The sequence below is a fragment of the Halococcus thailandensis JCM 13552 genome, assembly GCF_000336715.1.
In the GTDB taxonomy this organism is placed as follows: Archaea; Halobacteriota; Halobacteria; order Halobacteriales; family Halococcaceae; genus Halococcus; species Halococcus thailandensis.
In genome coordinates this window covers 1-7,135 of sequence record NZ_AOMF01000112.1, presented here as the reverse complement: position 1 = coordinate 7,135, position 7,135 = coordinate 1, and the positions used below count along the sequence as shown (strand labels likewise).

The 7,135-nt window shown below is 55.3% G+C and carries 5 protein-coding genes; 3 read left to right on the top strand and 2 right to left on the bottom strand.

Translation table 11 applies throughout. The features are described 5' to 3' along the window. Positions 1-666 precede the first annotated feature (666 nt). A complete protein-coding gene (locus tag C451_RS21900; protein ID WP_007738427.1) occupies positions 667-876 on the bottom strand; it encodes a hypothetical protein in 210 nt (69 codons plus the stop codon). Positions 877-2,063: 1,187 nt separating this feature from the next. Between C451_RS21900 and C451_RS21895 the strand changes: the two genes are divergently transcribed. Further along, positions 2,064-2,549: a homing endonuclease associated repeat-containing protein gene (locus tag C451_RS21895; RefSeq protein ID WP_007738424.1), complete on the top strand. Its 486-nt coding sequence runs from the start codon at positions 2,064-2,066 to the stop codon at positions 2,547-2,549. A 90-nt stretch (positions 2,550-2,639) separates the two neighbouring features. On the opposite strand, the gene C451_RS05070 is transcribed toward C451_RS21895, so the two are convergent. Continuing rightward, positions 2,640-2,981: a hypothetical protein gene (locus C451_RS05070; RefSeq protein WP_007738422.1), complete on the bottom strand. Its 342-nt coding sequence runs from the start codon at positions 2,979-2,981 to the stop codon at positions 2,640-2,642. Positions 2,982-5,880: 2,899 nt separating this feature from the next. On the opposite strand from C451_RS05070, the gene C451_RS05060 reads away from it, so the two are divergent. Both C451_RS05060 and C451_RS05055 read left to right on the top strand, forming a co-directional pair. Beyond that, a complete protein-coding gene (locus tag C451_RS05060) occupies positions 5,881-6,366 on the top strand; it encodes a transcriptional regulator (protein ID WP_007738418.1) in 486 nt (161 codons plus the stop codon). Beyond that, positions 6,363-7,019, top strand: coding sequence for a hypothetical protein (locus tag C451_RS05055; protein ID WP_007738416.1), 657 nt, complete (start codon positions 6,363-6,365; stop codon positions 7,017-7,019). Before C451_RS05060 ends, C451_RS05055 begins: the two co-directional genes overlap by 4 nt. The last annotated feature ends 116 nt before the right edge of the window (positions 7,020-7,135 follow it).

Here is a 7,135-nt window from a genome sequence, read left to right as displayed (position 1 = left end):
TATCCTGCCAGCCCTCCGGCCCCGCAGGGGCCGCGAGGGTTCTGCCATACAGGGCAAACGGTAGTATGTACCGATGACGTGACTGTCGATTGACCCTGTGATCTATGCAAATAGAAGCACGTGGACAAACTATGGTTGATTGGGGTGTCCCTCCTTCCGAAGCGAGCACTGAGCGCCTACTGTATGAGATTGGAATGGGGGTTCTGATTACTATTTCGGGAATTATGCAAGTCATTGATACACGGATTTCGTGGCTGTGGTTTGGAGTTGGGGGATTTGCAGTAGTGCTCACTCACGCAGCCAGCGATACACCTCCTGGACTGTGGGCTGAGAAGTGGTTCAAGCGAATCGGAATTGGTGGCCGTCTAGTCGCCATCGTAATAGCTGCATTCGTTATTTGGGGGAGTATCTGGTATTTCGAGCCGCCAGCAGCTATCATCCCGAATCTCGTCACGGGAGCCGGATGCATTATTATCGGAATTTCGCTGTTCCGGTTTTTAAAACGGATTCGTAGCAACGAACGGCGGAATCCGGTCTAAGATTATCACTCTGTCAGTAGGCACTCCCCAATTTACAGAGGTGGGTAGGATTCCGACGTATCGGTGAGTGGATGCTCGTAGTCGTGATCGAATTCGTCGCCCGCTCTATTCACGAACAACGAACACGTTATGAAAAGTAAGTCTGTATGACGAACCTCAAGACTGCAATACCAGCACCAAGAACAATACCGGCACCAATGCTGAATACGATGGTGCTTCCGTTCACGTAGAGTACAGCCGAGAGAGCAATCAATGTGAGGACACCAAGGAAGATGCTCGACCCTATTGGGCTTGTATCATGCCACGAATCACCCACATCGCCGAGTCCATAGCGCATACATCGTGTTGCTGCTGACTATACTTCAATATGTCTTGCCCTCCAAATATCCATTTGATTGCTCACAGGGTGGCACTCCGGCGTGATCGGCGCGACGACACCCCTCGTTCGGAGTGAAGACCAGTCAGGAAATGACCGCTCTTGTTGACAGGGGGATTCTGTATTGAATGAGGTGGGGCTACTGACAGTCTGTCAGTAACCAAGTGGTTGCTAACAGGTTCTGGGCATGGAAAGATTCCTTACTATTCAATGTGCAGTGCCTCTATGAACGGAATTTGGAATGCATTTCGGGAATTCCGTGGGAGTCATTTGGCGAGTATTCTTGCGACAATTCTGCTGATGTTGATTGGTCTATACTATATCATTGATTCGACCGATACGATTAATCTCGTTATTGGAGCAATGTTCTTGATTGGTGGCATTCTCAATCTCTTAGATGGCGTGTTCTATCGGAATTGAGCTAGATCCGCGGGTCGTCCAATATAGAGTTCAGTTGTTCGTAGCTTCTACGCTCGATGAAGTCAGTAACGAGGGCGTGAATCAATCTGCGTTCTTTTGACGCACCACTTTCTGATATTCCCATAGCATTTTCGCCATTTCTTTCGCTTGGTCAGGGGTCCATTGCAGCAGGCANTCTGCGTTCTTTTGACGCACCACTTTCTGATATTCCCATAGCATTTTCGCCATTTCTTTCGCTTGGTCAGGGGTCCATTGCAGCAGGCAGATGTGCCCTCCATTCGGATGTTCTTCGTGGATGTGGATATTACCATCCACCTCCTTCATCCATCTCTCTGCCTCAGGTACCCTACCCATTGCGCTGGATTCAATCTCTGCGCCGTCAACAGACTCAGTTCGGTTATTCATGTTTGTGGCTAAAGCTACCCATCCAAAAATACTTCTGCGGTTCAACCACCGACCGCATCACTTACGCGAACGCCGTCGCGTGGCCGACGCGTTCCGGCGCTCGCTACCGCGAGGCCAGCCCCACAGGGGCTGGCGACCGCACCGCGGTGCCTCACGGCCCCTTCGGGGCCGGAGGGCTGGCAGGATAAGACGCCAACAGATAAACAGGAGCAGTGAGCACCGATGAGTAACCAATGGGTCGGAAACGGCAATNCGGGGCCGGAGGGCTGGCAGGATAAGACGCCAACAGATAAACAGGAGCAGTGAGCACCGATGAGTAACCAATGGGTCGGAAACGGCAATTCACGGAGCGAGATTGCCTCGACGCGCTCCGTGAAGCCGCGTCTGAACTCGGCCATTCTCCCACCCAGAAAGAATATGAAAATCTTGGTCGCTCTCCCAGCCAATATACCATCAGAGAACGGTTTGGCTCATGGAATCACGCGAAAGAATCTGCTGGCCTAGAAACCAACCCCGGCAAAACTCCCTTTCCCTGCTATACTCAAAATAATGAAGGGTATATGTTCTGGGCAACAACAATTGACGGGACCCAGGTCAATGTGTTCGAGCATCGCCTCCTCGCCGCCGCTAAATACGGTCTAGACGCGATTAAAGGCAAACACGTCCATCATAAAGATGGTCATCAATTCCATAATACATTCGAAAATATCGAAGTCGTCTCTCGCACTGAACACAAAGCTCGCCACAAGCAGATGCGACGCGAACTCGCCAACCATTCTCTCTCCGATTATTCTGAGTCCAAAGAATAAGCGGACTCTCGCGGCGAGCACACCGGGAGAATGGATTTCGTCGCCAGGATGTTGTCTTACGAGCCAGAGATCTTCGGATGCCNGTTATCCTCAGCGATATATCTCAGGCTCTCGAGCATATTTCAGCGCCGTCGCAGCCGCGCGTTTGAGCGAGACAGCGCATCTTGTCGCGGTCGCTTCCAGTGCTGTAGCCAGTAGTGCGTAATCCAGTCCGTCTACTTCTCTGTCTGCCTCGGAAGTCGCCGCTCTTGCCGCCCGCATCACGAGCTTCTCCGAACTCTCTGAATCATTCTGAGCTACTACCATCACGAATCCTTCCGTCTCGTCTGCTTCTATCATCTCAGCAGCCGCCGCTGCATCCTCTGAATAGATCCGCTCTTCTCCTTCGGTGGCACTCCCCTCACCGTTGTTTCCTTCCGGCGATTCTTCCATAACCTATCACATTGATCCCCAAGTGTAGCTGTTTCGTCTGTGAGTCTTGCCGAAACCCTCCGAGCACTCAACAAGCGGATGCAGCGGAGAGAATCCAGCGCGAATTGCGCTACTATTCTCTTGGGCTACATGGCAACCACCTTTGTCAACTTGTGTTAGGGTAGTGCCGCTAAGGCGGTACCAGAATGCGGGCCTCACATAGCGTTCGGCCCTCCCGCAACCGCCCCGCAGACCCCAAACCACCCCGGCCGAAACGCCGAGTAGCGAACTATCGGCGAGAAACATCAAAACTACAACTAAAATCGCCAAATCCCCGCGAAAAGAGCGGATAAATGAACATCAGCCGAAAGTGTCGCCACTGCCAGCCCGGGCGAACACCGTCCCGACCTGACTCAACCTATCGCTTTCTCCTCTAATTCCTCGCTCCACCGAACACGAACATCGCGTTCGGAGAGAGCGCCCTGCGCTATGAGTGTCGAGAGCTGATCCGGCGTAATGCCTACCTCCTCGATGTACCTGAACAGCGCACGCGCCGCCTGTTCGTCGCTCTCATCCGTTTCAGTTGATTCCCCCTCCCGTGCATCCCGACGTTCATCCGCACGTTTCCCGCGCTCTATGCGCTTCCGTGCGACCGTATCAGGCTCCCATCCATTGACTATCTCCCGAACCATGTCCTCGACATATGGCGCTTCGAAAAACACCCACGTCGGATTCGAAACTCGCTCGACGAATCCAAGATCTTCGAAGCGCGCGACGTGATACCGAATGGTTGAACGCGAAAGCCCGGTCTCAGCTTCCAGCGTATCGTAGTCCGCCCCAGAGTGATCTAGCACCACAGAGAGGATATCGAACGGCCCGCGCGTCTCTTTATCCATCTCCGAAATGATCGGCAGCCGAAGGGCGTCATAAATCGCTTTGAGATCGTCGCGCCGACCCTCAAGATCTCGATATCTGCCGACGTTTTCCGATGGCCCGCGGTAATGCGGGTCCGAAACTAGATCATCCGGTGAAATTCCCGCCCACCAGCAGTGTTGGACTACCTTGTGTTGCAGCCGCTCGGACAGCTCCGACCACGCCGATAGCGGTGGGTGACTCTCCCCACCACCCTGATACGCTGCTTCCCACTTCNCCTTCATCGTCTCTCCGAATCCCGCCGAATCGAAACCGAGTAAATCCCACCTATCAGAATCGACACGTGCTTCTAACCAACCCGCTTGAGTCATCTCTTGCCACGCGCTCAATTCGGCAGAACCGCCATATGCGATGAGTCGCTTTGAATTTTCGAGACATTCGACCGCCCGATTCTTCGCCTCGATATCGAACCGAACGTGCGACTCTAATTTGGTAATCCGCGCCGACCCGGAGATGTGTCCCGAATAGTCGTAATCGAAACACGCTTCCAGCGCGTTCGTTGATCGTTCGACCATATCTTCCGGCCCATCAGGATAGGTCGTCTGCATCCAGATTTTCGTTCCCTCTCCATACGGCAGCGAGAAATCGCTTCCATCGGGATAGACTAGCTCCTCTGACTGCGGCTGGATGTGGATATCCAGCGATATCCCGAGCGGCTCTTTCCAGCGCGTGCCACCGCCCGATCTGACGCGCTCCCTCAGCGTTAGATGATATTCATACCACTGCCGGTACCCGTTCGTTCCCGTTTCCGTCCCCGCCTTCCACCCAGAGGATTTGAATCTGAGCGCGAACCCTTCGCTGTTCCCGCNCCACTGCCGGTACCCGTTCGTTCCCGTTTCCGTCCCCGCCTTCCACCCAGAGGATTTGAATCTGAGCGCGAACCCTTCGCTGTTCCCGCGCTCCTGCTCGATGAAATCCGGTTCGTAGGGGATGTACAGCGGGCCGGCGTCCGGCTCGCCTATCTCCGACCGCCATAGCTCTCGTGCTTGGTCGTAGAGGCTTGTATCCTCAAGATTATAAGAAATGCCAGCACCGTGGGTGACTGGCTGCGGATAGCATCGCAGAGGCTCGTCGCCTTCCTCTATTCTTGGATCGCCCGCTGCGCTCTCGCGCTTGGCGTCGTCGGGAACACGTTCGTCGCAGTTCCGCTGTTCGTCGCTCGACCCGCCGTGTTTATGAGAATGCGCTGTGTATCCCGACATGGTGCAGGGTACTGGTCGGCACCCTCGGACGTGCTGGTAACACGTGCGAGNCCCGCCGTGTTTATGAGAATGCGCTGTGTATCCCGACATGGTGCAGGGTACTGGTCGGCACCCTCGGACGTGCTGGTAACACGTGCGAGACGCTGACGGGGATATTTCTCCCCGTCAGCTGAAACGCGTCGGGTAGCTGCCAGCATGATGTTCGCATTGCCACAGCGCTTGAACATAAAACTCCCGCACGTCCACTACAACATCTCACAACCAGTTGACCCTCCTCCTGCTTTCGCTCACTCGGACCCTCACTCGTCGTAGAAGCCGCTCAGCCGCCCATTGGCAAAATCCAGGATTCCACACTGCCGGCTCAGAAAGCCCGGACCCTCTGTCGTCGCTCCGCTGGAACTCCCCCTCGTTTCTGTTCGTCGAGGACCCGGTCCCTCACCCTCGCGTAGCTCCTTCGCTCGCTCGGACCCCCCAGTTAGCGGCGCGCGCTCAGACCGGACTGGACCCCAGATTCTCGCTCCCCCCAGAGCCAGATTGGCGACTGAATCTCAGCTTTTTCTTTGTAGGGTCGCCGAACCCAACGTTCGATTTCATACCCTAGGTATTCGGGAGGATCGCGCCATCAAATATCCATACAAGTAAACGCTATAACCCAACTATTACTGTAGGGTGAACGATTCAATGCTATTGTAGGGCTAATTTGAGAGTCTGATTGTAGACTCCGCAGTCGGAATCTATAATCATACCGGGTAGAATTTATGTATGCTTAGATAGACGGTCGTTGTATGGTTGACCTCGCACAGTTGAAGCAGGATCTGGATTGGAAAGCCGTCGCGCTTCTCGATGAATTGCGCGAGAATGGTGGGCAGGCTAACACGACTCAACTCAAGCACGCCACCGGCTGGAACTCCTCGGGGATCCACTACCGCTACGACAAGCTCGCCGACGCCGGACTCATTACCACTCGGAAGGGCCACACCGACACCGACCGGATTCCGCCCACCGTCGCTACGCTTACCGATGAGGGCAAGCAGGCCATCGACGACGGACTCATCGACTCGTTCAATCTCGACCAGCTCACCGTCCGTGATTTGAAGGAGAAAACCGAGCACCACGACCACCGATTCAGCCGGCTCGAAAACCAGATGAGCGAGCGTGATGCCCACTATGACAAAAGAATCGCCGACCTCGAAACCCGCATGGAAGAGATCGAGGCCGCCCTCGAAGAGATCGCCAACCAATCCACTCTCGACAAGCTCTTCGACCGATGAATACCCACGAGGTCGCCGCCGACCTCGACGACAAATCCATCAAGATTCTTCGCCTCCTGCTCGACGAAGAGCGTCACCTCAATCCCGGTATCCGTGGGACGCTCATCACGCCGAACGTCACAAAAGAGTACGGCTGGACCAATCAGACCGTCCTCCGGCGCTTTCGCAAACTCCACGATGCCGGACTCGTCTATTTCTCCGACGTGAGTTCGGAGTTGCCCGCCCACGACCGCTATCCCCGGCCACCGAAGGCCATCGAGCGCTCCGTCGAAGCCAGCGAACTCCGCGACATCCTCAACGATTGGGATAGTCGAGGAACGCGCTCACCCGCCCAGCTTACCGACGACCTCACCGATCTCGACCATCGTATCGACACGATTGACGATCGGCACACAGAGCGAACTGACGCCCTACAGAGCAAACTGTACGGCCACTTCCGTCAGCACGCTCTCGCCGACCGCGAACGCGCTCGCCGCCGAGAGCGTGCGCTCATCGTCGCCGTCGGTGCGGCCATTGCCTATCTGCTCGTTGTCGTTGCGGTCGTGTTCATCGCGCCCGATCTACTGGCGAGCATGCTGATCGGTGGAATTGGTGGAACACTCGGTGTCGCCGCCGGGATTGGCGTCGCAGCGTATGCACGAAGCGAACCGTAGCTACTGCTCGTTGGTGTCCTCATTCCGTATCCTGCCAGCCCTCCGGCCCCGCAGGGGCCGCGAGGGTTCTGCCATACAGGGCAAACGGTAGTATGTACCGATGACGTGACTGTCGA

What these genes read in the sequence shown, in the direction of transcription:
- C451_RS05055 (WP_007738416.1), top strand. Translation starts at nt 6,363, where the DNA reads ATGAATACCCACGAGGTCGCCGCCGACCTCGACGACAAATCCATCAAG.
- C451_RS21895 (WP_007738424.1), top strand. Translation starts at nt 2,064, where the DNA reads ATGGGTCGGAAACGGCAATTCACGGAGCGAGATTGCCTCGACGCGCTC.
- C451_RS05060 (WP_007738418.1), top strand. Translation starts at nt 5,881, where the DNA reads ATGGTTGACCTCGCACAGTTGAAGCAGGATCTGGATTGGAAAGCCGTC.
- C451_RS21900 (WP_007738427.1), bottom strand. Translation starts at nt 876, where the DNA reads ATGCGCTATGGACTCGGCGATGTGGGTGATTCGTGGCATGATACAAGC.
- C451_RS05070 (WP_007738422.1), bottom strand. Translation starts at nt 2,981, where the DNA reads ATGGAAGAATCGCCGGAAGGAAACAACGGTGAGGGGAGTGCCACCGAA.